Annotated in this window: 18 protein-coding genes, 1 tRNA gene and 1 pseudogene; 4 read left to right on the forward strand and 16 right to left on the reverse strand. The window is 45.0% G+C overall.

Annotated elements, in window-relative coordinates; translation table 11 throughout:
* Positions 1-110: 110 nt before the first annotated feature.
* From HC752_RS13855 to HC752_RS13885, 6 genes are all read right to left on the reverse strand, one after another.
* Positions 111-1,220 (reverse strand): ABC transporter ATP-binding protein, encoded by a 1,110-nt coding sequence (locus HC752_RS13855; RefSeq protein ID WP_190335757.1) that lies wholly within the window; start codon positions 1,218-1,220, stop codon positions 111-113.
* 4 nt (positions 1,221-1,224) lie between these two features.
* The gene (locus HC752_RS13860; protein WP_190335758.1) at positions 1,225-2,082 is read right to left on the reverse strand and encodes a carbohydrate ABC transporter permease; all 858 of its coding nucleotides are present in this window, start codon (positions 2,080-2,082) and stop codon (positions 1,225-1,227) included.
* Positions 2,079-3,002 carry a carbohydrate ABC transporter permease gene (locus tag HC752_RS13865; protein ID WP_190335759.1) on the reverse strand — a complete coding sequence of 308 codons (924 nt, stop codon included), beginning with the start codon at positions 3,000-3,002 and terminating at the stop codon, positions 2,079-2,081. The genes HC752_RS13860 and HC752_RS13865 overlap by 4 nt, the downstream gene beginning before the upstream one ends.
* Before the next feature lie 170 nt (positions 3,003-3,172).
* Positions 3,173-4,420, reverse strand: a complete 1,248-nt coding sequence (locus HC752_RS13870; protein ID WP_190335760.1) for an ABC transporter substrate-binding protein — start codon at positions 4,418-4,420, stop codon at positions 3,173-3,175.
* Between the two features lie 156 nt (positions 4,421-4,576).
* Positions 4,577-6,013 (reverse strand): ATP-binding protein, encoded by a 1,437-nt coding sequence (locus HC752_RS13875; protein ID WP_190335761.1) that lies wholly within the window; start codon positions 6,011-6,013, stop codon positions 4,577-4,579.
* A gap of 166 nt (positions 6,014-6,179) precedes the next feature.
* Positions 6,180-6,908 (reverse strand): response regulator, encoded by a 729-nt coding sequence (locus HC752_RS13885; RefSeq protein WP_190335763.1) that lies wholly within the window; start codon positions 6,906-6,908, stop codon positions 6,180-6,182.
* A gap of 663 nt (positions 6,909-7,571) precedes the next feature.
* On the opposite strand from HC752_RS13885, the gene HC752_RS13890 reads away from it, so the two are divergent.
* From HC752_RS13890 to HC752_RS13900, 3 genes are all read left to right on the forward strand, one after another.
* Positions 7,572-8,699, forward strand: coding sequence for a GGDEF domain-containing protein (locus HC752_RS13890; protein WP_190335764.1), 1,128 nt, complete (start codon positions 7,572-7,574; stop codon positions 8,697-8,699).
* A 137-nt stretch (positions 8,700-8,836) separates the two neighbouring features.
* On the forward strand, positions 8,837-10,558 hold the full coding sequence (locus HC752_RS13895) for a methyl-accepting chemotaxis protein (RefSeq protein WP_190335765.1): 1,722 nt from the start codon (positions 8,837-8,839) through the stop codon (positions 10,556-10,558).
* A gap of 160 nt (positions 10,559-10,718) precedes the next feature.
* On the forward strand, positions 10,719-13,205 hold the full coding sequence (locus HC752_RS13900) for an ATP-binding protein (RefSeq protein WP_190335766.1): 2,487 nt from the start codon (positions 10,719-10,721) through the stop codon (positions 13,203-13,205).
* Positions 13,206-13,243: 38 nt separating this feature from the next.
* Here HC752_RS13900 and HC752_RS13905 read toward each other — a convergent pair whose 3' ends face one another.
* The 10 genes and pseudogenes from HC752_RS13905 to HC752_RS13950 form a co-directional block, all read right to left on the reverse strand.
* On the reverse strand, positions 13,244-13,639 hold the full coding sequence (locus HC752_RS13905; protein ID WP_342029478.1) for a DUF2867 domain-containing protein: 396 nt from the start codon (positions 13,637-13,639) through the stop codon (positions 13,244-13,246).
* Between the two features lie 191 nt (positions 13,640-13,830).
* Entirely contained in the window at positions 13,831-14,607 is a 777-nt protein-coding gene (locus tag HC752_RS13910; protein ID WP_190335767.1) for a YgjP-like metallopeptidase domain-containing protein, read from the reverse strand.
* Positions 14,604-17,918, reverse strand: a complete 3,315-nt coding sequence (locus tag HC752_RS13915) for a type I restriction endonuclease subunit R (protein WP_190335768.1) — start codon at positions 17,916-17,918, stop codon at positions 14,604-14,606. The genes HC752_RS13910 and HC752_RS13915 overlap by 4 nt, the downstream gene beginning before the upstream one ends.
* Positions 17,918-18,976: a PDDEXK nuclease domain-containing protein gene (locus tag HC752_RS13920; RefSeq protein WP_190335769.1), complete on the reverse strand. Its 1,059-nt coding sequence runs from the start codon at positions 18,974-18,976 to the stop codon at positions 17,918-17,920. Before HC752_RS13920 ends, HC752_RS13915 begins: the two co-directional genes overlap by 1 nt.
* 32 nt (positions 18,977-19,008) lie before the next feature.
* Positions 19,009-19,893 carry a GIY-YIG nuclease family protein gene (locus HC752_RS13925; protein WP_190335770.1) on the reverse strand — a complete coding sequence of 295 codons (885 nt, stop codon included), beginning with the start codon at positions 19,891-19,893 and terminating at the stop codon, positions 19,009-19,011.
* The gene (locus HC752_RS13930; protein WP_190335771.1) at positions 19,890-21,161 is read right to left on the reverse strand and encodes a restriction endonuclease subunit S; all 1,272 of its coding nucleotides are present in this window, start codon (positions 21,159-21,161) and stop codon (positions 19,890-19,892) included. The genes HC752_RS13925 and HC752_RS13930 overlap by 4 nt, the downstream gene beginning before the upstream one ends.
* The gene (locus HC752_RS13935; protein WP_190335772.1) at positions 21,151-22,740 is read right to left on the reverse strand and encodes a type I restriction-modification system subunit M; all 1,590 of its coding nucleotides are present in this window, start codon (positions 22,738-22,740) and stop codon (positions 21,151-21,153) included. Before HC752_RS13935 ends, HC752_RS13930 begins: the two co-directional genes overlap by 11 nt.
* A 148-nt stretch (positions 22,741-22,888) precedes the next feature.
* Positions 22,889-23,398, reverse strand: a complete 510-nt coding sequence (locus HC752_RS13940) for a hypothetical protein (protein ID WP_190335773.1) — start codon at positions 23,396-23,398, stop codon at positions 22,889-22,891.
* 878 nt (positions 23,399-24,276) lie between these two features.
* Positions 24,277-24,561: pseudogene (locus tag HC752_RS25290) on the reverse strand (PAAR domain-containing protein); the annotation flags it as partial.
* A gap of 439 nt (positions 24,562-25,000) precedes the next feature.
* A tRNA-Arg gene (locus HC752_RS13950) sits at positions 25,001-25,077 on the reverse strand.
* Between the two features lie 200 nt (positions 25,078-25,277).
* Here HC752_RS13950 and folD point away from each other — a divergent pair.
* A complete protein-coding gene (gene folD, locus HC752_RS13955; RefSeq protein WP_190335775.1) occupies positions 25,278-26,132 on the forward strand; it encodes a bifunctional methylenetetrahydrofolate dehydrogenase/methenyltetrahydrofolate cyclohydrolase FolD in 855 nt (284 codons plus the stop codon).
* The last annotated feature ends 249 nt before the right edge of the window (positions 26,133-26,381 follow it).

Here is a 26,381-nt window from a genome sequence, read left to right on the forward strand (position 1 = left end):
GGAGCGCAAAGACAACAAAGGGGGCACAAAAACAACAAAAGGTCCCTTGACCTTTTGTATGTCACCAATGAAACAAAGCCTAAAGGCTAGGCTTCAAACCCTTGTAGAGTTTAGTGCTCAATACGAATTTCCGTTTTCGCATCAAAAAATACCGCTTTAGAAAGGTCGAAATACAAATCTGTGATCTCCCCAACTTTGACATCAAATTCAGGAGAGAGTCGGCAAGCCAGTTCCTGATCGTTCACCTTCACCATGGCAATCGTGTCTGGTCCCGTTGGTTCTAATACTTCTATTTTAAGAGGCAGTCGACTAGCGACATGGCCCGTTTCTACTTGTTCTGTGATGTTTTCAGGGCGTAAACCAATCACCACTTCTTGCCCATCACGATCTCGTAACGACTCCGGCAGGCGGATATCATGAACGGTTCCTTCACCATCAGTGACCTTTAATACAGGGTAATCCCCTTCATTCACGTCCACTTTCCCGCGGATAAAATTCATCGAAGGCGATCCCATAAAGCCCGCCACAAACATATTGTTGGGAGCGTTGTAGATCTCTTTTGGCGTGCCAAGCTGCTGAAGCTCCCCGTCTTTCATGACGGCGATTCGGTCTGCCAATGTCATGGCTTCAATCTGATCGTGGGTCACATACACTATCGTGGTGTTTAGCTGCTGATGCAGCCGCTTAATTTGAGTACGCATTTCAACGCGTAACTTCGCATCGAGGTTCGATAATGGCTCATCAAACAAATACAGCTTAGGCTTACGAGCCAATGCACGCCCCATGGCAACACGTTGGCGCTGACCACCAGACAACTGCGACGGCTTGCGATCAAGCAGATGATCAATTTGCAGCATCTCGGCAACTCGATTGACTTCCGCTTCGATTTCATCGGTTGGCATTTTTCGGATTTTTAATCCAAAAGCGATATTGCCTCTCACGGTCATGTTTGGGTACAACGCATAGGATTGAAACACCATCGCGATATCACGATCTTTCGGCGCCACATGCGCGACATCGATACCATCGATCACAATTTCACCAGAGGTAATGTCTTCAAGCCCAGCAATGGTGTTCATGAGCGTGGATTTGCCACAACCAGACGGGCCAACCAAAATCAGAAACTCGCCAGAGTCGATGCTGATGTTGATGCCTTTCAGCGTTTCTTGATCCGCATTGCGATAGGTCTTGCGGATCTTGTTGAGTTGTAATGTTGCCATAAGATTATCCTTTTACTGATCCGGCGGTAAGACCACGTACAAAATATTTCCCTGCCAAGACATACACAATGAGAGTCGGCAGCGCAGCGATAATGGCGGCGGCCATATCGACGTTGTATTCCTTAACCCCTGTACTGGTATTCACCAAGTTATTTAGGGCAACGGTAATGGGCTGAGTCTCCGAACCGGAGTACACAACGCCAAATAAGAAATCGTTCCAAATTGCGGTGAACTGCCAGATCACGGTGACCATGATGATGGGGAGCGATAAAGGCAGCAGAATTTTAAAGAAGATAGTGAAAAACCCAGCGCCATCCAGCTTCGCCGCTTTCACCAGTTCATCCGGTACACCGATATAAAAGTTTCGGAAGAATAGCGTGGTGAACGCCAAACCATAAATCACGTGAACGATCACAAGACCCGTTGTTGTGTTGGCTAAGCCGAGCTTGCCTAACGTCGCAGCCATTGGAAGTAAGATGACCTGAAACGGGATAAAGCAACCAAATAGCATGAGGCTGAAGAACAAGTCTGACCCCCTGAATTTCCATTTGCTCACAACATACCCGTTAAAAGCACCAAGCAACGTAGAAATCGCGACCGCTGGAATCACCATTTGGAATGAGTTCCAGAAATACCCTTTCACCCCTTCACAGGCCACCCCTGTACACGCGGAAGACCACGCCTTTCCCCAAGCATCGAACACCCACTCTTGTGGCAAAGACATGAGGTTACCCGCCTTGATATCCGGTAAGGTTTTGAACGAGGTGATCACCATGACAAACAGGGGCATGAGGTACACCAAACAGAAAAACAGCAAAGCCGTGTATAAGAATGCTCGGCCTAAGTTGAATGGCTTACTCATGACTTTTTCTCCCTTAGCTCAGAGTACAGGTAAGGCACTAGAATGGCCAAAATACCCGCTAGCATCATCATGGCACTGGCGGCACCCAAACCGATTTGACCACGGGTAAATGAATGCGCGTACATAAACAGAGCGGGTAAATCCGACGAGTAACCCGGCCCGCCTGCGGTTAATGCCGTGACCAAATCGAAACTCTTGATCGCAATGTGGGAGGTAATGATCACGGCACTGAAAAATACGGGTCGCAAGCACGGCAAGATGATCTTTAGGTAGATGCTCGGTAAGCTCGCGCCATCGATTTGTGCGGCTTTGATGATTGAGGAATCAATACCACGAAGACCAGCTAAAAACATGGCCATCACAAACCCAGACGATTGCCATACGGCAGCAATCACCAAGGTATAAACCGACATATCGGAATTCACTAACCAATCAAACTCAAAGTCGGTGAAGCCCCAGTCTCGCACCATTTTTTCGATGCCTAAGCCGGGGTTGAGAATCCATTTCCATGCCGTGCCCGTTACGATGAACGACAACGCCATGGGGTAAAGATAAATGGTACGTATTGCGCCTTCTTGGCGAATGTTTTGGTCCAGCAAAATGGCCAACCCGACACCCAGAACAATGGCGATAAACATAAAGAGCAAACCAAAGATGCCAAGGTTGGTGATCGAGGTAACCCAGCGGTCGTTCTCCATTAATTTTTCATATTGAGCAAAACCAACAAAATTGAAGCTAGGCAAAAAGCGGGAATTGGTTAGAGATAAGGCGGCAGTCCAAAAAATGTAGCCGTATATGCACAACACAGTGACGAGCATAGTCGGAGCCAGAACCATTTTTGGCAGCCAGTTTTGCAATGTATCGGCAAAGCTTCGCTTCGGCGCCGATTTCGTTTTAGGCACGGTCAAAACATGCTCCATGACTTATCCTTGTTAACGGACCCCTCAGAACCACTGGAACAGCGGCACATAAGGAAAGAGCGAACTGATATAGAGTGCGACTCTCAGGGGGCTTTCGGGTATACCCCGATGGCAAAGCCAACAGCCCAACCACGAAATTTGTGGGGAAAACTGCTGGCTTTGAGTGGGGCTTAAATGGCGGCTTTGACGGCTTTGGCCAACTTTTTAACCGCGTCATCGGCTTTCGCTGATGGGTCGTTAAAGAAGTTCGTCACTACGTCGTAAATTGCGCCTTGTACGTAACTGGTGGTAGACAAGCCATGCGCCATACTTGGTACTAAATCGCCGCTGTCTGCACTGGTTTTAAACGTCGCCATAGAATCCAGAGCACACGAGTCGAATTTGGCCATGTCCATATCCAATCGAACAGGGATGGACCCTTTGTTGAGGTTAAACACTTCTTGGAAGTCTTTGGTAAGAATGGTTTTCGCCAGTGCTTTTTGCGCTTTTTCATTTTCGGCATTGTTCAGCTTAAAGAAGGCAAAACTGTCGATGTTGAACGTAAATTGACCCTCTGTGCCTGGTGCGGGTGCACAAATGTAATCTTTGCCAGGCACTTTACCCGCCGCCGCAAACTCGCCTTTCGCCCAGTCACCCATAATTTGCATTGCCGCGTCACCATTAATGACCATGGATGTTGCCACGTTCCAATCACGACCGGGGGAGTTGCTGTCGATGTAGTTGCGAATTTTCTGGAATTTCTCGAAGACTTCCACCATTTTAGATCCTTGCAACACGTCCATGTCCAGATCGACAAAGGCTTTGTTGTAGTCTGCACTGCCAAGTACATCGAGGGCTACGGCTTCAAATACCGTCGCGTCCTGCCAAGGTTGACCACCGTGAGCAAGCGGGATGTAGCCTGCTGCTTTGATTTTTTCGGCTGAAGCGAAGAACTCATCCAAGGTTTTCGGCACAGACACACCCACAGCGTTCAGTACTTCAGGGTTTGCCCACAACCAGTTTACTCGGTGAACGTTCACCGGAACGGCAACAAATCGACCTTCATGCTTCATGACTTTTGTCACCACTTCCGGCAGGTTACTTTCCCAGTTTTCCGCTTTAGCTACGTCATCTAGGCTGGTTAAAAACCCAAGATCACCCCACTCTTGAATGTCGTTCCCTTTTATCTGAGCCGCAGAAGGTGGGTTACCGGATACCGCACGAGTTTTTAAGACGGTCATGGCACTTTCACCGCCACCCCCCGCAACCGCAAAATCTTTCCAAGTGTGACCTTGCGCTTCGACCATGCTCTTCAGCACCGCCGCCGATTTCGCTTCACCACCAGAAGTCCACCAATGAAGCACTTCCACTTCACCAGCTTGTGTATAGGGCGTCGCAGCTAGTAATGATAGGGTTATCAGAGTCTTATTCATTTTCATTGTTATCGTCCATGTTATGTTGGCCTTGCAGCCTTGGATTAAGCAAAAACAGGGAAAAAGGTGCTACTGAGCATTCCCTCATTTGCCCTAAGTCTAAACATGGAAATAGCAGAAGATTGAAACAAAGGGTAACCCCAATGTAACGAGATTGTTACATTAGAGCTCAGGGTCATGTGGAATCAGGACTTTTGCTTCCAAACCACCCTGAATAGAATTGTAAATAATGAGATCTCCACCCTGTCCATGGAGAATACTCCGGCTAATTCCTAGCCCTAAGCCATGCCCATCTTTGTCATTGGCAAGGCGATAATAGGGCTCAAAAACCCTATCAAGTTCGCTTTCGGGAATGCCCTTCCCTTCATCGAGAATGATAAGCTCTAGCCGATCTTCATGATCATAGACAGACACATGTACGCGATGACCATATTTCACTCCGTTGTCGATGAGATTGGTGAGGGCTCGCTTTATCGCAAGAGGTTTGCCCCAAACTGGCAAGATGGGGGTATCGGGTAAGAAAACGTTGGTGCTTTCCTGATTATGGCTTTCAGCAATCGACGCCAGCATGTCTTCAAGATCCACTCGCGCATTATTCTCATGCAAATCGGTCTCTCTTACACACTGAAGTGCGCCTTTCACCATCATCTCCAGTTCATCGAGATCACGGTTAAACTTAAATCGTTTTTGATCGTTTTCCAGTAACTCTGCGCGGATTCTTAGCCGCGTGATGGGGGTTTTTAAATCATGTGAGATAGCAGAAAATAGATGCTCTCTGTCCGCTATATAACGATTGATCCGAGATTGCATACGATTGAATGCTCGGGTTGCCGTTACTAATTCACTGGCACCTTCTTCCACCAGCGGAGGCTGCTCTACGTCAACACTCATGTCATTCGCTGCTTTGGCCAGCCTTTTCAACGGGCGAACCTGACGCCGAACCAATAGATAAGTCAGCAACAACAATAACGTGGTCGAGAAAACCAGAAACAGCAACTGATCACGCCCAATAATGGTGTCGTCCAAGCTGATGTATGGGGCGGGCAGTAATGCGGCGATATACAGCCACTGATTGATATCCAACTCTATTTGCACCACCAAAATCGGTGGATTCAATGGCTCAAGCGTTAAGGTATGATGCGCCCATGAACGAGGTAAATCACTAAGACGAATATCGTTTTTTAAAATTCGCAACGTATCTGGACGTGAAAACTCCACGTTAATTTGGTGGACCTTTCGAAGCTTGTTATCAAGCACTTGTTCGACGGCTTCAACCGAAATGCGCTTTAAACGCGAGTCTGCCACGGGATCAATCAAAAGCAGTTCTTCATTAAAGGAAACGAAAAATCGCGTGCCGCCCATATTCCGAATCTGATCGAGCACGATGTGGCGATACTCAGTAGGAAGCGATTGAAAAAATGTCACCGTAGATGCAAACATATTCGCCATGCTTTCAGATGCCGAGCGAATACCTTCATATTCACGTTGCTTCGACTGTGAATACCAAATAGACGTTGCGATACCTTGCGCAACCACAACCGCCAACAACGTTAATAACAACGTTCGAGCCACAAGAGAATTCGGCCAGTGCAATGTCATACAACGGGATTCCTGTTTTTATCGAACACCCCGTTGGTTTCTATTTTGTCTATTACAGAATGAGTCTCTATTACAACGTTAGTCTCTATTACAACGTTAGTCTCTATTACAACGTTAGTATCTATTACAACGTTAGTATCTAATACAGCGTTAGTATGTATCACGGTTATCGCTCATAAGTGACAAGAGCCGTAAACATATAGCCATTTCCACGCATGGTTTTGATGTATTTGTTCCCCTTATCGCCAAGGCGATGGCGCAACCGACTGAGTTGCACATCAATACCGCGTTCCATGGGCAGCGCTTCTCTTCCGCGTGTTGCAATAGAAATCGTATCGCGATCTAAAATCTCATTCGGATGAGACAAAAATAGCATGAGCAAAGCAAAATCACTGCCTGAAAACTCAATGACCTCCCCCGTTTCTGAATGCGTGGCACGATGAGAGAGTGTGTCTAACCGCCAATCACCAAACACGACATGTCGAGATAATGACGGTAAAGCATTGGCCTCGCCTTCTTGAACGTGCATTCGTCTTAATAACGCTTTGATACGAGCCATTAATTGGCGAGGGTTGAACGGTTTCGCAATATAATCATCTGCGCCAATTTCCAACCCGATGATCTGATCCGTTTCATCAGACACCGCAGTTAACATAATAATGGGCACATTGGATTGCTTTCGCACCTTCTGACAAAGCGTAAATCCATCCTCACCCGGTAGCATGACGTCCAATAGAATCAAATCGGGATACCCCTGATGCTGTAAAAATTCGGCTAGAGCGTCTCCGTCTTCCACACTCGATACCTGAAATCCAGCTTTAAACAAATACTCTTCCAGCAATTCTCGGATTTCACTGTCGTCATCCACCACCAGAATGTGAGTTTTTGTCTGCATATTGTTGCCTTTTAATACATTAGAGCCGTATTGAAAAAAGTGCTTAATTCAACACTTTCAAAGATAAAATGATTTTAGCTTGGATAATTTAGGCTTTGGTATTTTTATCAGCAAAGTTTGAGCTCGTTATCAGCCTGTATAAACTTAATATGAACTTGCACACTCAATAAATGAGAACCTTAAAAAAACAAAATTAATAAGATTCAACCATCTACCCTTACATTTCTAAAGACCTAATATCTAACATTCGCTTTGCTTAATTAAGATAATGAGAACAACTCATTTATTTTCAGGCTCACCCCGCCGCCATACTGAATAAATCAACCTATCTGTTCAATAATATTTCCTGTTGGTTAGATTTTAATCATGATATATAGGCAATTAACATGACTCTATTTAAGTCAAGTCACCGTAATTTATCCTTCCCAAACCAATAGGATAATTTATATGACACAGTTCTCATGTGCATTGCTAAGGTTCAATGGATTATGCGATTAGGCGCTCAATATATTGAGTTTTTTATAAATTATTTGCTAGAATCTGAGCATATTCGCGTTTTCGACGTATCACAGCCCAGAAGTTGGAATCCCATTCAGTAATGCTGATTTATAGTGGGCATTACATGAATTGGTTAATTTCAGGAAAGTCAATCTGTTGAATAATATGCTGAAAAAACTAAACCAAATCATGAGTTGGGTACCTGGCGAAAGCGAAGATGTATTCAACCGCGTTCACCACGTATTTCTTTTACTTACCTCAATATTCCTCGTGATTGTTGGCGTATTTAATACGCTTGCCAACATCACTCCCACGCATTTTTCAACCATCCTGTACTTTGCTGCGGGATTAATAGCAATGATGTGGTATTACTCTCGATTCAAAGGTCATTATCGAATCGTAGCGATTTTATTTTCCGCTTGCTTAATAGGTTTTATCATACCAATAGCTTGGTTTTCTAACTCAGGTTCGTACGGTCCTACTGCTTTATATTGCTTAGTCACCGCGCTGTATATTCAAAGTGTGTTGCGCGAAATGTCTTTATTGCGGTGGCCATTCATTATTTTTGCGATGTGTCTCCCTTCAATCTTGTTCAGTATCGAAACGTATTTCCCTGAATTCGTTACTCATTATTCCAATGAACGCGCTCGTTTTCTTGATCAACAATTCTCCTATTTCTCGGTGATGATTTTGCTGATGGTAATGATGTCTGGTCATGTCTATCGTTACCGCATGGAAGCAAAGCGAGCCCAACGCTACGCCGAAAAACTGAGACACTTAGCAGAGCGTGACAGCCTGACAAACCTATATAACCATCGAGTGATTTTAGAAAAATCAAAACAAGTGCATGAGACCTCTGAGCACGCTAGCTTAGTGTTATGCGATGTCGACCACTTCAAGAAGCTGAATGACTCATACGGACACCTTATGGGGGACGCCGTTCTTTCTGAATTGGCGAAAATACTTGAAGCCGATTTTTTGCCTAAAGGATCATACGTGGGTCGCTATGGCGGAGAAGAGTTTTTGCTGGTCCTTCCCGTTGCATTAGATGATGCCGAGATCATCGCTGAAAAGATTCGTCTGGCACTTCTTCATAACAGAAACCACGCCCTAGAAATTACAATCAGCCTTGGTGTGTCACAATTTCAGCCAGAAGACTCGGTAGCAGACACGTTGAAGCGGGCAGATGAAGCTTTATATCGCGCAAAACTTTTGGGGCGAAATCAAGTCGTCACCGCACCTATAAACAACCATAAAAACGCCACCACCACTCCATCAGAAATTGCAAAATAGATCCATTGGTTAGCGCTTGTTTCTTCGTGTCCCACAGCCAGTTTGGAACTAGATTAAAAATCCATATCAGATTTTTCTATCTATTAAAATTCTTGAACTACACTTATTGCAATTATGTTAATTTAGAGGGAATCTATATGAAAACAAGAGCAATAATGGCTTACGTTTTCGGTGCCATATCTATTATTTCGATAGTCACCTTTTTATTAGGCTTCAATATCTTGAGCTCTGCTGGAAAACTAAAACAAACTTCAGAAGTCAGATACGCCTCTTATCAAGTTGCCGATGAGCTCAGACAAAGTTCAGATGATTTAACAAGACTGGCACGAACCTATGCGCTAACAGGCAATGCCGATTATGAAAAAATGTATATGGACATACTCGCCATTCGTAACGGTGACAAACCTCTTCCTGAGAAATATCACCAGATATACTGGGATTTGGTCATCAATTATGGCGACAAACCCAAGCCTGACGGTCAAACCATCTCCATTCAACAGCGCATGAAAGATCTTGGGTTTTCCGATAAGGAGTTCTCGTTATTAAAAGAAGCTCAGAACAATTCTGATGCTTTAGTGAACTTGGAAGTGAAAGCCATGAATGCGGTTAAAGGCATCTTCCTTGATCCAAGCTCTGGTCAGTACACCGTCAAGGGTGACCCCGACAAAGCAATGGCTGCCGAGTTGCTTCATAGCAAGAAATACCATACAGAGAAAGCGAAGATCATGAAGCCGATTGATGGTTTCTTCTCTGAATTAGAAGCACGTACATATCAATATGTTCAAAACGACTTTGGAGCGCTTCAAAGTGCCGTTTCGATCACACTGGCTTTGATGGCTGTGATGCTTGTGGTATCCGTTATTGGCTTCATGATGGTTAACCGTGCAGTAACCAAGCCCGTGACCACATTGAGCAATCAGCTTAGCGCCATTGCGTCTAGCGGTAATCTAGACCAACGAATTGACCATGTTGGAACAGGTGAGATAGGCGGCATAGCTAAGCAGATAAACGACCTGCTTGAATCGTTGCATAAAACAAAAGAAACGTCTGCCCGAATTTCCTCTCATGTGCAAAACCTTGCGGCGGAAACACATGGAGTGGTATCGGAAAGCCGTATGAACTCCGACACCCTCATTCAAGAAACCAACTCAGTGCTTGTTGCGGTTGAAGAAATGGCGACCGCGTTAACACGTGTCACCGATGTCACCGTTACCGCAGAAAACGAAGCGTCTCAAAACGACAAGAACGTCAGTGAAGGTCAATCGTCTATGCAGCTCGCGGTGGACTCGATGACCACACTTCAAAGCGAGTTTGGTCACACTCAACAAGCCATGGAAGGTTTGATTTCAGAAAGTGCCCAAGTGTCTGGTGTGCTCGACGTTATCAAATCGATCGCTGAACAAACCAACTTGTTGGCACTGAACGCCGCTATCGAAGCCGCCCGTGCTGGCGAGCAAGGCCGAGGGTTTGCGGTTGTAGCAGACGAAGTTCGCTCATTAGCCCAACGAACTCAAGACTCTACAAATGAAATCGAAGAAATCATCGCAAGCTTACAAGAGAAAACAAACTCGATGGGAGGCACCATCAACCAAGCCGCGAGTTTAATGGGGACTGCTCAAGAGAGTATTGATAAAATTGGCGAGGTCTTCGTTAAAATCAAAAACACCACAGGCACGATTTTTAGTTTGAACTCAGAGATTGCACAGTCGACAGATGAACAATCCAAAGTGTCCAATATGATTAATGAAAGCCTGACACAAATTAACGACCTCACCAACAAGGTGGCTCATTCCATTGAGCGGATCGAACAATCAGCTTCAACCCTCGATCAACGAGCGAAAGAGCTGGTCAACATGTAAGCTCAACACTCTTACATGGGTATCGAAAAAGGATGCTTTTTTAAAGCATCTTTTTTTGTCTCTTGACGGTCACATTTCAATCAATTACTTCGTTATTTTCCTTTTAAAAAGACGCAATTCTTTCTAGGGTAATAGGATAATTTCATTTCTGTATATACCCATGATCATAAAGGTACTTTCGAATTCAATTAAGGGGCAGATCGCATTTTCAATTGCGACTATTTTTGCCCTATTTATAGTGTGGGTATTAGCTAACGGATACTTTAATACGCAGCAAGACGTTTTAAATACCATTCGTTACGATATCACCAAAGCACATACTTCTCTGCTTCAATTACGCCGCCATGAAAAAGATTTCCTCGCGAGAAAGTCTGACAAATACACGGAACAATTTGAATCCGAGATTGCGAAATTAACGGAAACACTCAATGGCATTTATCTCCTAAGCGCCCAAGCAGACATCAATGCTCGAAACGACATTCAAAGAACCCTGACGTCAGTTGAACGATATAAAGACAGATTTAACGCACTGTCTGTGACTTATATGAACATTTACAAACCAACATCTGGGCTGGTTGATAAGTTGCTGATCAATATTGCTCAACTCAGATTGGAATTAACAAAATCGCCCCAAAACATCAAACCAATCACAGAAGCGGAGTATCTTGCGCTTGAAATGGACGCAAACCAAATCTTCCTTTTGCAACTCGAAAACATGCTTCTTAAAGGGCTCTTTAAAAAAGACATATCAGAGAAAAAAACCGTTATTGACCGCTTAACTGTACTAAAGGAGGAGTTATCGCCCGATAAAGCAAATGTCTATGCCATCGCTTTACTTGAACAAACATCTGAGCAAATGCACGACTTGCTATTTAGCCTTCGTGTTTTAGGGCTAGACGAAACACTAGGTCAACACGGTGATCTCCGTAAAAATGCGCATACCATTGAAGCCAACTTTCTTGAATTAAGTGAGCACGTAGGTGAAGCCATCAGCTCGTCAGAAAGCAGTATCGCGACCTACCGTTTCTTCCTCTTCATTGCCATACTTTCCGTGACCATCATTTTGCTTCTTATTCTTGTTTTAAACGCTTCAAAAATAGAGGGCATGCTTAAATTTTCAGTGAAAGAAGCAAAGAAAGCCAACCGAGCCAAGAGTTCTTTCTTAGCCAATATGTCTCATGAAATTCGAACCCCCTTGAATGGCATCATCGGTATGGCTGAAATACTAAAAGGCACACACCTTTCCGCCATTCAAAAAGATTATCTCAAAACCATTGACTCGTCGTCGCAAACCCTCCTCATGCTCATCAACGACGTGTTAGATCTGTCTAAAATTGAATCTGGAAAACTTCAGATTTCACCACACACTTCAAATGTAAGAGAAGTCATTTACGATACGGCAGCCCTCATCGCGCCCAAATCTCATCAATCAGGCATTCGATTGAACGTCGATGTTTCGACGTCTATTCCTGAGCTCGTCAAATTAGACGAATACAAGCTGCGTCAGGTGATGATGAATCTCGCTTCAAATGCAATCAAGTTCACCAAAGAAGGCTCCGTATCTCTCATTTTGTCTAGCCGCTCTATGGAACCTGGAAGTATTACGCTGTTGTTCCAAGTGATTGATACTGGTATCGGAATTGATGTGTCCCAACAGAAAAAGATTTTTCAAGCTTTCGAACAAGAAACGTCAGACACGTCAAAAGAATTTGGCGGCACGGGGCTTGGGTTAGCCATCAGCGACAAAATTGTCGAACTGATGGGAGGCAAACTGACGCTAATATCCCAAAAAGGGAAAGGTTGTGAGTTCAAATTTGAAATCACCTGTCCTATTGAATCGGCTCATCAAGTGCCTATCAGCATCCTACCTACTGTTTTCCTCATTAATATAGAGGAAGACGCCACGATTTGCGGTGAACTCAAGCATTTTGGTGTCTCATATTCACCATACGACATGGAAAACAGTGAGCAAGATATGCCTGAAAATAGCGTGATACTCTGTCATCAAATCGATGAAGAAACCACTCGTGCTTTACTGACACAGATTCACTCAACACACCCAGAATTACCCATTGTTTTAGTCAGGGATAACCACCAAAAACATTACAATTTTGAACATTTAGTGGACGGATACCTAACCGCCCCACTCTTCGGTTTACGTCTCCTGACGGTGTTAAAAGAAAGTATCAATCAGCATGTTCCCGATACTATTCATGATTATTCACTAGAATCCCATACCAATGAGCCCCCTCAAATACTGTTGGTAGAAGATAACTTGGTCAATCAAAAAGTGGCGCAGATCAATTTAGAAAGAATAGGATTGGGCGTTTTTATCGCAAACAACGGGCAAGAGGCCGTCGATGCTTACCAAAGTGGCCCCCATCAATTTGCGGCGGTTTTGATGGACTGCATGATGCCAATAAAAAATGGGTTTGATGCCACAAAAGAAATTCGCCAGCACGAAAGTCAACACAACCTAAGCCCTATCCCAATCATTGCTCTAACAGCCAGCGTGTTAGAAGACGATATTCAAAAATGCTTTGATGTCGGCATGGATGATTACTTACCCAAACCGTTCACTAAAGCCGTTTTCGTTGCCAAGATGGGAAAATACGTTGAAGGAGTAAAAGAGCACACAAGTGACTAGAGCGTGTGATGAAGCCGCACTCAACTGACAAGCCCCTCTCAAGAGGTCAACGTTTTTAGTGATGACGGCACAATGATCTTATGCACAGGCGTAACAAACAGCATGTAGACGCGCCCAAGGTTGTTGTAAACGTGGACAACCGTCGTCGCGTGAACCTGAATGTTGTCCCTTTGCGCTTCCAGATAGAAAGAGACTTTGACGTTAAGGTGCTTGTCGTCATCCTCTAGAATCACTTCTTGCTGATTAATGGAGTGCAATGTAAAAATACCCACTCGATCACCCACACGGTAGTCAGCCGCCTCTTTATTACTCTGAAGGTCACGCATCCTCCCCAAGTTTTTCAACCCAAAGACACTCACAATTCGGTTACGGAGATCCATCAGTGTATTCACCCACTGCGGGGATTGACTCATCAGATCTAGGCACACATCCATGGCGGATTGGTTACGATTTTGAATATAGGTTGTGAATGTATCGTGGAAATACGCACCGGAGGTGAATTTGAGCGTTTGATTGAAATGTCATAAATACACGTTCCTAAATAACATGAGCTCAGGATAAATAAACAACATTAGGTAAAGAGTAGCATTGAAGGTATTAACGGATTGTAATTATACCCTTACCACTACTCACTCAAGTAAAGCTCAGCCATACCATCAAGCTGTACTTTCACTTCTTTCCAATTAGGCATAATGCTTGTAAGCAAACGCCAGAATCTCTCACTATGGTTATGCTCGGCGATATGGCAAAGTTCATGCAAAATGACGTAATCGATACAATTTCGTGGCGCTTTAATAAGGTGAGGGTTTAGCATGAGGTTCCCCTTGGCAGAGCAACTGCCCCACTGCTTTTGCATCAACATGACACGAAAACTAGGCATACCCTCAACCCATGTCGCTTTTGGTAAAAGCACAGCCAGCCTCTGGTGAAACACTTTTTCGGCGCGGACTCTATACCAATTTCGAACTAAAGCTTTCACCATAGCTGTTTTGTTATCATTGAACCGTGGCAATGTAACTTGCAGTTTTCCAGTCATCATCTTAGCGCTGGCAATGGAATCGCCGTCTTCAATAACCTTGAGAACGTAACGCTTTCCAAGATAAAAAAGCATCTCGCCGCTAATGTACTGCTTTTTCTGCACATACTCCTGATGGGTTCGAAACGCTTTCAGGTTTTGATATATCCACGACGCTCTCTTCATTACCGCATCGTGGATATCGCCTCTCAAGGCATCCTCTGGAGCAAAAACAATCACTTCACAACTGGGTTCTATGCTAATGGTCACTTTGCGCTTTGGCTGAGATTGAACCGCTCTGCGAACCACTTCATAGCCGATCGCTTCATCACCATAAACAAAGCTGTACACTTCGCTGTCTGTTTCCTTTGAAGAAATTGCCGTCACGATGAAGCCCTGCTTGCCCCATAACCGTTACCCCCTAAACGAGTGATCTTGATGACTTCTTCGATCACCGCTTTTGCCTTGTCCATTCCAATCGCTTTGAATAAGGTGGGCAGAAGCGCCCTGCGAATCTGATTTTCTATCTCACTGGGGTTAATTGAAAACTCTGCCACCGCTTTGGTGACTACCGCATCAATCTGTATTGCATACGCCAATTGCTCTTGTTCCGATAACGTATTTTCCCCTTCTAATTCACCGATAAATAAACCGTAATACGCCTTGGCATATCGTTTGGTTTTGGGGGGTAAATCTGAAAAAAGGGCGTCTGGTATCGTCTCAATATTTCGCTCTTTTATTTGCTGCTCTAAATCTGCAAATAGGAGGTACTGCTTTATGGGCGCGTCAAACATCTCTTTTGTCTGCTCGATTGCCTGCTTGAGTAACTTGGAGAAATATTCCTTGGCGTAAGGATCATCTTCAAGGTCTTGATCAATGGTTTTTCGGATACGCCCCGTGATGACATCCTTTTGGTTTCGCGCTTCTTGGGTAGACATCTTTTTAGGGTCTTTTCGCTCCCCCATATTTCCTACCAAATACGCCCCTTTCGCTTCTTGGATCTCTACCCCACCAATGTGTTTATCGAGCATAGTGCGAATGCTTTCAGAGTACTCATCATAATCCACGGTTTCTTCCGCTTCCTGACGCACGATTTTTCTCAAATCTGACATCCGCTTAAGAGTCTGCTTGTAAAGATCGCGCTTGCTCAGCTTAGTCTCTGGGTCAATAGCATCGAAACGTTTGTCTTCAAAATACGTGGCAGACTGAAGCGCCACCTTCATGCAATTGGCAAACTCCGTCAGTGCGATGTAAAAATCGGCACGCTTCTTCAAGTTCAAATCGGTTAACTGTCCGTCAATCAGTTCGATACGCGGCGTGAAAACGCTGAGCAATGCTGGAAAATCGCCCGTATTTTCTACCTCACTAAAAAATGACCAAAGCTGTTTATATAGGCTAGGAAGCTTTTTGTACTCCGTATCCATGCTGTGATACAAGCCTTTGATGTCTTCGATGTCGTAGCCACCTTGAGTTCTTTCCGCTAATTGCTGGTAGCTCTCGATGGTGGTATCCAGCTCCGTTAATACACCATAGTAATCAATCAAATAACCAAACTGTTTCTTTTCATGAAGGCGATTGACCCGCGCTATGGCTTGAATCAAATTGTGTTTTTTTAATGAGCGATCAATGTACAACACCGTGTTTTTGGGTTCATCAAAGCCCGTCAACAGCTTACTCACTACGATCATCAAATCTGGACCGTCATCCTGAGCAAACGCGTTTATCTGGCGATCGGTGTACTTTTTCTCGTCTTCACTGCCCACATTCTCTTTCCACCAGCGTTGAACAATCGGCGTATCTTCATCCTCAACAGAGTTATGGGCTTCCCTTGTGTCTGGCGGCGACATCACCACCGTAGACGTTACCTTTCCAATGTCATCTAGAAATTGTTTGTACTTGATCGCTGTGGTCTTGTTACGGCAGGCGAGCTGCCCTTTTAAACCTTGTTGTTTGAAGTTCTGAAAATGGTCGGAAATATCATGAGCAATGAGTTCCAGGCGACCTTCGGTTTGGTATATCTGACCTTTCTGAGAGAACTTTCTTTTAAGATCGGTTTTCTGCGATTCCGTCAGCTTTTCCGTCATGCGATCAAACCAGGCATCAATCGCTTTGTCATTGGTGCTTAAATCCGGCTTTCTCTCTTCATACAACAGAGGAGAAACCGTTTTGTCTTCCACCGCTTGCTGCATGGTATAAGAATGAATGATTTGACCAAATTTACCTTCGGTTTTGTCTCCTTTCAGCAAAGGTGTACCGGTAAAGGCAATGTAAGCGGCTTTCGGAAGCATTTGCTGCATGCGGATGTTGTTCTCACCGTTCTGGCTACGGTGCCCTTCATCCACCAAAACAATAATATCAGCACTTTCGTTGTAACAATCGGGCTGTGTTATCGCGGTACGGAATTTATCCACAATCGAAAAGATAATGCGCTCATTTCCTTTGCCGATTTGTTTGGCAAGATGGCTCCCAGTGGTGGCTATGGCAGACTTTTTGTCGACTTCTGATAGCGCGCCGCCAGAGGTAAAGGTACGCGATAATTGCGATTCTAAATCCACGCGGTCGGTCACCACCACCACTCGACATTTGGCGAGTTCTTTAAACCAGATAAGTGCTTTAGACAAAAACACCATGGTGAAGGATTTACCAGAACCCGTCGTATGCCAGATAACGCCGCCATTTCGAGCGCCTTTTCGCTTACCGGGTAAGGTGTCATCGAACGACGTCACGCGTTCTATAAGTGCTTTAATACCAAAAACCTGCTGATAGCGCGCCACCACCTTGCCGACTTTCTTGTCAAAGAGCGTGTATAGACGCGTCATTTCTAATAACCGATCATGGCGCAGTAATGACACCAACAACCTATCTTGATCGGTGACTTGCAGCGCCCCGCCACGGATTAAACGTAAGTATTCGTCCTTCACTTCTTCAGATCGGTGATCAAAGAGACGATCGAGCTGCGATTCGGTCAGCGCAGTGTTCTTTAGTTGATGAAATTCGGCTTCGGCTATCGCTTCTTCTTTCCACTTAGCCCAAAACTTGGATGGCGTACCACAGGTGCCATAACGCCCCTCCAAACCGTTCACAGATAACAAAAGCTGGCTGTAAGCAAAAAGATGGGGAATTTCATCACTCTTTTGGTTGCGAAGGTTCTGAGAAATCCCTTCCGCGACCGTTGGTTTACCTGAGTGGGAAGAATCGGGACGCTTGGCTTCAATCACCACCCACGGAAGCCCGTTAACAAAGCAAACAATATCGGGGGTGCGTTTGCCTGTACCATGCGAGTTGGTTACATCAAATTCCTCGGTAAAGTGGTAATGGTTATTGCTCGGGTTTGTCCAGTCGATGATCTGGATGGTTGGGCTGGCTTTCTTGCCGCCAACAAACTCCGTTACCCCGATACCATAAGTCAGCGTATCGTAGAGCTTTTCATTTGCCTCCTTTAACCCTAGGTTCATGGCAGGTGTCAGTTCATGGATTATCTTATCGATAGAGGCTGGCTGAAGTTTGCGCTTTTCACCCATAAACAGGTAGGTTTTCTCTTGCAGAGCTCGGCGCAAAATATCGGGAAGGATGACGGTAGAACGATTCCCTCTTATCGCATTGCATTGAGAGGGTGGAATAAAGGTGTAGTTTAATTGGGTAAGAAGAGCGAGCGCCGGAATTTTAGCGCTCTGCTCTTCACGGAAATTGGGCAACATCAGCCTTTATCCTTATTATTTGAGACTTGTGCCAATAGATGTTGGCGCTCTTTTTCGAGTTGCTGGCGCAGTTCTTCTTCGGTTGGAAGTTCCAGCATATATTTGGAAGCAAAGAGATGTTCGCTGTCGTTAAGCACGGAATATTTCGCCACGGTATGGTTATTTTCAGTGCATAAAATCAAACCAATGGTTGGGTTATCGTCTTTCTGGCGTTTCTTTTCTTCGTACATGCGCACATACATGTCCATTTGCCCAACATCTTGATGAGTCAGCTTGTGCATTTTTAGGTCGATAAGCAAAAAGCACTTTAGGTGAAAGTTGTAAAACACCAAATCGATGTAGTAGTCGCCATCGTCGGTTGAGATCCTTTGCTGCCTTTCAACAAAAGCAAACCCTTTGCCCAGCTCCAACAAGAACTTTTGCAAATTGTCGATGAGTGCTTGCTCCAGTTCACTTTCTTGCAGTGTGCCACTTGGTAGCCCAAGGAAATCAAAGATGTAAGGATCTCTTAAATAGTCTTTGGCGGTAACCGCAAGCTCAGATGTTTTCTGTTCCGCTTCATCAAGGACAGGCTGAATATCCTGCTGTTTGGCTTGGGTTGCCAGTAAGCGTTCGTAATAGAGTGCGCCTATTTGCCTGTCTAGTGCTCTTGCCGACCACCCTTGATCAATGGCTTCGTTCATGTACCAATGGCGAGCTTGCTCATTTTCAATTCGTGTGAGCGTGCGATAATGTGTCCACGATAAATTGTGACGCAGTGCGTCACGATTCGGAAAAGCGAGATAAAACAAACGCATATTTCGTAGGTTAGACGCATCAAACCCCTTACCAAACTCTTGAGTGAGTGAGACGGAGAGGTGCTTAAGTACCTGTTTTCCGTACTCTGCGCGTGCCTGCCCTTGCTGCTCATCCTCCACTATCAGCCGACCAATTTCCCAATAGGTTTGCACCATGGCGGTATTGACGGCAACGGCAACCTGCTTTCGCCCCTGAGCGAGCAATTGTCGGATATTGGCAAGCAAAGCCGTTTGTTCACCTTGAGGCGTTTTATCGCTCATTACGCTATTTCCTATTCAAATTCGTCGCCCACTTAACACGCTTCGCCAGAGGATAAAACGCCTGTCTCCAGCGTGCGCCCCTGATGGTCGTGCAACGTCACGCCTTGCTCGGTTTTCCAGTCTACCCATCCGTTTGAGGTGCCTAGCAACAAACACATAGACGCGCCGCTTGGCGTGCGAAACAAGTAGTCGCGCTGAAACACAAAACGGTTGCCTTCGGTCGATACAATCCCTTTATCTAGCAATGCGTCGCGTTTATCGTAAAACCGTTGGTCGGTTTTTCTTTTTGTTGTCATGGGTGCGGATGAACCTTTTAGCACCACCATGCCTTCGTTGGTGTAAATTCCTTTGGCGTTTACGCCTGCTCGGTTACACACAAAGGTTTGCTCGGCTTTGGTTTTTGTTTGTTCCGTAAGGGGTTCAAATATGGGGTAGCCCAATGTCGCTAACAGCAAACTGCCCACATCATGAATTTCATCGCAGTCCGCTTTCAATGGAATAGTCGTGTGAGTATTCTGACCACCATTGCGGTTAAGCAGGTCATAGCGCTGACACGTTCTGGCTTTTTCAATGGACAGTGATTCCAGATACGACACATGGGATTGCATGAGGTTGTTGGTGAGTGAAACCAGCACCAGTGCTCGCTCCCAGTCTTTATTTTCGTCTCGGTGATGTTGCATTAACCTGGCACCCACTTCACTCGACTGCCCGATATAGCACTCCTCTTTGTTGTCACCAGAAACAAGAAAATACAACCCCACTTGTTTGGCTTCCGGCATATTAACAAAGTCGGCAATGTTGCTGCGAGGCACTTCAATAACGCGAATAATCGATGTGGTTTGTTCTGCAATACGAATACCCGAAGGGTCACCACTGGGCAAAAATATCTGAATAGTACGAGGGCGTTTGGTATTCATGACACCTCCTCCAATTCATCCACTTTCACTCGGCGCTTGCCCGTTAATAGCTGCTGCATCAGTGCCTTCTTTTCTTGTTTAAAGTGCGCGAGTTTGGTTTCCAGAGTTTCGATTTCTTTATCGGCAGCGGTGAGGACAGAGGCGATTTTTTGCTGTTCATTAGTGTTTGGAAGATTTACGCTTATTTTTAATAGCTGAATCTTCGATAAGTTGTAGCGCGTAGCCCCTTGAGCTAATACAGATATAGATCTTCTAACTTGGTTAGCTCTAAGCAAGAACTGCATAAACTCAGGTACAGTTTTATCTAAATTATTAGGTCTGAAACCGAAGCAGAATGAATTAAGGTAAATAGATTCGCTAGGTACTACCAGTATTACAGAAGACATACCGACTTCTTCAGGCGTTTCTGAAGAAGTTGTGAAAAAAACATCACCGTACTTAACTACATTTTGCTTTTCATCACGATTGATCTTCACCTTATCAAGTTGATCAATTCTTACAGATGAATTGTTAAAAATATTGATATAGGGGATATATTTTGCCCCATCTCCAAAGTCTTCCTTAGTTTTTCCTGTTAATCCATTAAATGTGTGACCAAGTTCTCTTAACTTAACCTCTTCCCACTCCCCCTCAAAAGCCTTCCCAGTCTCAGGATTCACCAGACGCTTTTTGCCCGTTAACAACTGTTGCATCAGCGCTTTTTTCTGCTGTTTGCTGGTTTCAATCAGCTTTTCGGTTTTGGCAATGGCTTTATCCCAAGTGGATAGGATTTTGGCGATTTTTCGTTGTTCTGGGAGTGGGGGGATAAGAACCGGAAATTCCTTTAACTGAGTGGAATTTATACTAGCTAAATTAGTACTACGTTTTGCACAACTCAAAAAGTATGTCTTGCCATAATGGCTACCTGATAAAGCTGCCAAAAAAGAAGGAATTAGGACGCTTTGATCTACGCGAACAGCAAAAACATGATTCTGATTTAAGCAAGGTTCTATCTGCCCTTTCCATACGTCCCCACGCCCGAGTTTATCGAAATCCCCTCCTTCGGTCATCAAGACATCTCCAGCTTGCAAAGAATATCTTTCTAAATGATGACGTTCGATTTGTATTGTTTTCACTTCAGATAGATCGATGTAACCGTCTTGAACATTAGCGACTCTTAGGTACGGGACTTCAATGGGATCTTTTAACCCCTTTTTTCCTTTGGCTGCACCTGTTCTAACATCAGCAACTTTTATTAAAGGTTTACGTTCCCACCCACTAGGCACCATAACCCAACTCCCTTAGGTAACCCGCCATCTCTTTTTCTAGCTCGGCGAGCTCGCCTTGCAGCGCCAGGCGTTCTGTACGAACGGCGACAAGATCGATTTCTTCCTCTTCTTCAAAGGTATCGACATAGCGTGGAATGTTCAGGTTAAAGTCGTTTTCAGCTATCTCTTCAGGCGTGGCGAGGTACGCGTATTTATCCACGGTTTTTCTGGCGTTGTAGGTATCGACAATTTTCTGGATATTGTCGTCTGTTAACAGGTTTTGGTTTTTACCCGATTTAAACTCACGCGAGGCATCTATAAACAGCACGTTGTTGTCTTGCTTGTGTCGCTTAAAGATCAGAATTGCCGCGGGAATACCCGTACCAAAAAACAGTTTTTCCGGTAAGCCGATCACCGCATCCAGCAGGTTTTCTTCAATCAGCTTTTGGCGAATTTTGCCTTCTGCCGACGCACGGAATAGCACACCATGTGGCACCACCACACCCATGCGCGCCCCTTTGCTTGAAGTAGAGGCGGGGTTCATGGTTTCAATCATGTGCAAAATAAACGCGTAGTCGCCTTTGGTTTTAGGTGGGGTTCCTCTTTCAAAACGGTGGTAAATATCATCATTGGCGTTTTCATGCCCCCACTTATCCAAAGAAAACGGCGGGTTGGCGGTCACCACATCAAACTCTAACAGTTCTTCTTTCCCACTCACTTTTAACTTGGGGTTGCGGATGGTGTCGCCCCATTCAATACGGTGGTTGTCTTCCCCATGCAGGAACATGTTCATTTTCGCCAGCGCCCAAGTGGAGTTGATGGACTCCTGTCCATATAACGCGTAGTTCTTTGAACCTTCAAAGCGCCTTCTAATATGGTTACCGCATTTCAATAGCAAAGAGGCAGACCCGCAGGCTGGGTCACAGATGGTATCGCCCGGCTGAGGGTCGAGCAAAATGGATAGCAAGTCAGAGACTTCCGGCGGTGTATAGAATTCGCCCGCGGTTTTTCCGCTGCCAGCCGCAAAGTGTTTGATTAGGTATTCGTAGGCATTACCAATAATATCGAGGTTACCGACTCGGCTGGGTTTCAGGTTGAGGATTTCTTTGCCAAAATCTTCCAGCAAATGGCGCAGTAATTCGTTTTTTTGTTTTTCATCGCCCAGTTTGTCGGTGTTATAAGTGATGTCCTGGAAGACATTTTTTAGCTTGGAACCATTGTCTTCTTCAATGGCGTGCAATACTTGATCGATACGAGTGCCGTTGCCTGCCAGATGCCTGCGCTCATACAGGCTGTAAAAGTTGGCTCTGAAGGTTTCGATGACGTTGTCTTCATCGTCGGTGATGTCTACCATCGGCAATTGAAAACGTTCACTGTTCATCATTTCTTCAATCAGCTCTGGCTCATCGCCGTATTCAGCCTTGTAGTTGTCGTAATGATCCTGCCAAACATCCGAAATGTATTTCAGGAAGAGCATGGTAAGAATGAAGTCTTTGTAGGTATCGGCACTAATGGTGCCACGGAAGGTGTCGCAAGCCGCCCATACTGCGTTGTTCACTTGTTCTTGTAGGTTGGAAACTTGGCTGGTGTTCTCTGACATGGTTGGTAATCTCTGATATTTCTATAATTCGTGCAGTTGCATTCGCGTTATTTTAATTGATACGAATAAAAACAAAAGGTAATTAAGGTACTCTCGCTATTGCGAAGGTACCTTTTTAAGAAATCAAAGATTGAAACGTACAGTATGGCTACAGCTGCCCCATATCCACTTTATGGGCGATATCTTTCATTACATCAATCAAGCCATGGTCAAACAGCAGGGCATCGGTAAAGGTGTAGGACTTTGACCACGTACTGTTTTTTTCTTTTCTGTCTAAGGTAACAAACGCATAACCGCCACCATTATTGCCATCGGCATTAAAGGCGCGCCTCAGTTTCAATCGCTCCCCGTCAACCGTACCAATGTCATTAAAGATGCCTTTGGGTAACCCGCCTTCCGCTTCGGTTTTAAAAAATTTGCCTTCCATCGTGTCTAAGAACCAACGCATGCCCTGTTTAGGGAATTCGATTTGGTAATGCAGCCACTTACTCTTACCTGTGCGCTTGTTCGTGAAATATTTGGTGTCAGCAATGATGAGGTAGCCGTCTTGAATCAAAAAGTAAAATGTATTGCCAATATCCGTTTCATCAGAGAGCGTCGCAACAAGGTTGGGGTGCTGTGCGACCGTGAGCGGGTCAATCTCTGGAAATAGTGTCATGATTTATCCTTATTGTTGCTTAAATGAAGGCGCAAAATCGCCCCCTCTTGCTCTAACTTGCCCAACGTTTGTGGGTTTTTATCCCAAGTGAAGGTCTCACAAGGACCGTAGTCGATGTCATCATCCATCTCCCCGAACGGCGTGTTCGCATAATCCACGCTGATGTCTTTGGTGACACCATTACCCAGAAAATGTTCATTGGCTCCCAAACCTTGCGCCATTTGGTGACGCGTTCGGAGGGTATCGGCTTGGCTGTCGGTAAAACCCAACTCCTGGCAGTAATCCAAAAACTCTTTCTGTTTGTTAAGTTGAGTCCCATCTTCCTTCGCCGACTCAATGACCTGTTCGTAATACTGGCTGAATTCCGGAGTCAGGCACGGGGCAACGTATTCTTGGCTCTCTTCAAATTCTGTTGCCAACTCTGTTTTTGTGAATTCACTCATCTTGTCGTATGTTGGAATAAAGCTGTGCATATCACCCAGCTCATCGGCTTTTTGATGGTCAATCAACACCATGGTGTATTTGGCGTTTGGATCGTAGTCAATACCCACAGCTTGACATAATGCTTCGGGGTCCGTGTCGCCATGCTCGGCTTGAGTAAAGGTGGTCGTCCAGTAACGCGTAGTGCTGGCTCCTTTTGGCACGTACCCCAAGTGACCCTCATCCCCCGCGTATTGTGTTTCAATGGTTCTGACCAGTAAAGGTTCATCTAACCCTTTCGCCACGATGTCGCGCTTATCAGCCGTAGAATACGCAGAACCGGGCAAGGTTGCCTCACCTTCTCTTGCGGCTTCAACGTATTTCTTGGCTTCTTTCAACCGTGCTTTGGCTTGCTCAAAGGTTTTTGGTGGTGGTTGCTTAGGGGCACGATAACGGTCGCCAATCAAGACCGTTGGATTACCTACGACTATCTTGCCGCCGTGGCCGGTACCATCCCCCATGCGTGCGGCAGGTTTGCCATTAATAAACACCGAGCCAGAGCCTTGTTTGATAGTGTCCGGTGGTCCAATGCAGACTAAAGTGTCACCTTTTCGAGCGGCAGGTAAGCCACCAATCAGCACATTGCCTGAGCCACTGACCACAGGCCCTCCAACATGAGGAATTTTTCCCGTAACTTTAGGACAGACGTGTGCAGAAGTGACCGTTGCGGCAGGTTTTCCCATATAAATACACACCATAAAATGAACAATGGTGCATATAATGATCGGAGAGAACTTTTAACTCAAGATCGTTATTTCGCCACTTTCTGCTCGATATGAATATTTAGTGATAAATCAAGATTTGAATGTAAATTCCAAATCGGTAAATTGCTTAAAACTTAGACTTACCGACTCGTTCTTCATGAAGTTACCTGATTTTCAAAGGTAAACCTAAGAAATGCATACAACAGGCTAAACTTGCTGGGATACCATGTTGCACTGGCACATATTCAGGTTTCGAAGAACAAACTGGCAAGAAGTCAGTGCAAACCAACTGGCAATAAAAACGCGGCGTAAAGGTAGATTAGACGTAACAACTTTGAGTCATCAGCTGAGTGATAAGCCCGATGCCCAGAAACGAAAAAGGCGTTAGCAAGTCAATACTTGCTAACGCCTAAAATAATGGCACGCCCTGAAGGATTCGAACCTTCGACCACATCCTTAGAAGGGACGTGCTCTATCCAGCTGAGCTAAGGGCGCGCTACAGGAAGAGGATTATACGAGATGATTGAACAAGGTCAACGAATTTATCTAACATTCTGATTCGAATGACCAAAAAAAAGCCGGAATGGAGAAAAACACAGCGAGAGCCCCACTAGCAATCGTTTGCTTAATGGATATTGTCATTTTTTTTTGCGACAATACGCCAAAAATTCAGCCCCATAACCTCAAGGAATACCATGTCTGCTCAAAATATTGATGGCAAACTCATTTCTCAAACTGTTCGTTCAGAAGTTGCAGCACGTGTGAAAGCACGTACTGATGCAGGGCTACGCGCACCAGGCCTTGCTGTGGTTTTGGTTGGAGAAGATCCAGCCTCTCAGGTTTACGTAGGCAGCAAGCGTAAAGCCTGTGAAGAAGTCGGTTTTGTTTCTAAGTCTTTTGACCTTCCTTCCACTACTTCAGAAGAAGAATTACTCGCTTTGGTCGATGAATTGAACCAAGACGGTGAAATCGACGGTATTCTTGTTCAACTTCCTCTTCCGGCAGGCATCGACAGCACTAAGGTTTTAGAACACATTACACCGCATAAAGATGTAGATGGTTTCCACCCGTACAATGTGGGTCGCTTGTGCCAGCGCATCCCTAAGTTACGCTCTTGTACGCCAAAAGGCATCATTACTTTATTGGATCGCTATAACATCGAGACGCATGGTAAGCATGCCGTTATTGTTGGGGCATCGAACATTGTAGGTCGACCGATGACTCTTGAGCTGCTGCTTGCAGGCTGCACGACAACGACGTGCCATCGATTCACTAAGGATCTAGAACACCATGTAAGGCAAGCGGATATCGTTGTTGTTGCGGTAGGAAAACCAAACTTTATTCCGGGCGCTTGGATTAAAAAAGGCGCGGTCGTCGTTGATGTCGGTATCAACCGTCTAGACTCAGGTAAATTGATTGGCGATGTGGAATACGATGTGGCAAAAGAAAACGCGAGTTTTATTACACCAGTCCCGGGTGGCGTCGGTCCGATGACTGTTGCAAGTTTGATTGAAAACACGATGTTGGCGTGCGAGCAGTACAACAGCTAGCCCCTGCTGCCGTCACTAAATTGAATCAGGCAAGATTGATTCCTACAAAAAAGCGAAGCACTGATGCTTAATGCCGATCGTTTAAGACTCTTGAACGATCCTTAATAGTCTTCATAATCGGTCCCAGATATGTATCTGGGACCGATTTTTTATGTCTGAATTTTCTTTAGAACTTCAAGCTACTGCTGAATTTCAACTCTCCGAGTCTATTGACTCATTTAGGAAGAATATTCCTGTTGAATGGATTTC

It is taken from the genome of Vibrio sp. S9_S30, from assembly GCF_014694455.1.
GTDB lineage: Bacteria > Pseudomonadota > Gammaproteobacteria > Enterobacterales > Vibrionaceae > Vibrio.